The sequence below is a fragment of the Paraburkholderia sediminicola genome (genome assembly GCF_046026895.1).
Taxonomy (GTDB): Bacteria; Pseudomonadota; Gammaproteobacteria; order Burkholderiales; family Burkholderiaceae; genus Paraburkholderia; species Paraburkholderia sediminicola_C.
Map to the genome: position 1 here is coordinate 1 of NZ_JAQQEU010000217.1, position 1,446 is coordinate 1,446.

Sequence of the window (1,446 nt, forward strand, 5' to 3'; positions counted from 1 at the left end):
CTAGTGTAGTGAGTTACAAATTCATTGAATTATTTTCGCCGCGTACTAAAGTGCTATGTGTGGCACGGATACGAGGAGCGGCGATGAGCGGACGGCCCAAACGGGAACTCGTGCTGAGCGAATCGGAATTCGAGCAACTGAAGGCGCTGATGATGCGGCGCAAGACAGCACAGGCGTTGGCGTTGCGAGCGCGCATCGTGCTGGCCTGTGCCGAAGGGATGGACAACAAGACGGTCGCGGCGGAACTGCAGCTTACGCAGCAAACTGTCTCCAAATGGCGCGCGCGATTTGTCGCAGACCGTGTGGATGGACTGCTTGATGCGCCACGCCCCGGTGCACCCCGGACAATCGACGACACGCATGTCGATGCGGTTATTGCGAAGACGCTTGAGTCCGTGCCTGCCGGGGCGACGCACTGGAGCACGCGCACGATGGCCCGGGAGATGAAGCTCTCGCAGACGGCGGTGTCGAGGATCTGGCGAGCCTTCGGGCTGCAGCCGCATCGGCAGGAGACGTTTAAGCTCTCTAGCGATCCGTTGTTTGTCGATAAGGTGCGCGATATTGTCGGCCTGTACCTGGATCCGCCGCTCAAGGCGATGGTGCTGTGCGTTGACGAGAAGAGCCAGATACAGGCATTGGACCGCACGCAGCCCATATTGCCCTTGGCCCCAGGCATTCCCGAGCGACGCACTCACGACTACATGCGTCACGGTACGACCACGCTATTTGCTGCGCTGGACATCGTCACTGGCGAAGTGATCGGCGAGGTGCACCGGCGCCATCGCAGCAGTGAATTCCTGCGTTTCCTGCGCACCATCGAAGCTAGCGTGCCGCCCCACCTGGATGTGCATCTGGTGATGGACAATTACGGCACACACAAGACTCCCTCGATCAAGGCGTGGTTCGCTCGTCATCCCCGCTTCCAGGTTCACTTCACACCCACCTCGGCGTCGTGGCTCAATCAGGTCGAACGCTGGTTCGCCACGCTGACCGAAAGGTACCTTCGTCGCGGCACGCATCGTTCGACGCGCCAGCTCGAAGATGCAATCCGGCACTACCTTGACGTCTACAATGCCCACCCCCAGCCGTTCATCTGGAGCAAGTCGGCCGATGAGATCCTGGCTAGTCTCGAGCGGTTTTGTGTGCGGGTTCAAAAGGCCGCGGGATGAATGTCATGAATATCAATACCGACGCGATCGACGAAGTCGCCCTGGCACTTCTCTACCTGACCCTGCACGATCAGTATCGCGCGTGGAAGGGCTTCGACTGGGACGTGCTGAATCGCCTTTACGAAAAGGGCTTCATCTGCGACCCGGTAAACAAGACGAGGTCGGTGGTCTTTACCGAGGAAGGGTTATGTGAGTCCGAGCGGTTATTCAGGCAGCATTTCGTTATCCCGGACCGCACGAACAACTAATGTAACGAACTTCTAACTCACCACACTAG

General features: G+C 58.6%; 2 protein-coding genes. Both read left to right on the plus strand.

The annotated features are described in order from the left end of the window. The first annotated feature begins 83 nt into the window (after positions 1–83). Positions 84–1,169, plus strand: a complete 1,086-nt coding sequence (locus tag PQR02_RS40370; RefSeq protein ID WP_408243377.1) for an IS630 family transposase — start codon at positions 84–86, stop codon at positions 1,167–1,169. A 5-nt stretch (positions 1,170–1,174) separates the two neighbouring features. Then, positions 1,175–1,417 carry a DUF6429 family protein gene (locus PQR02_RS40375; protein WP_408243376.1) on the plus strand — a complete coding sequence of 81 codons (243 nt, stop codon included), beginning with the start codon at positions 1,175–1,177 and terminating at the stop codon, positions 1,415–1,417. Positions 1,418–1,446 lie beyond the last annotated feature (29 nt).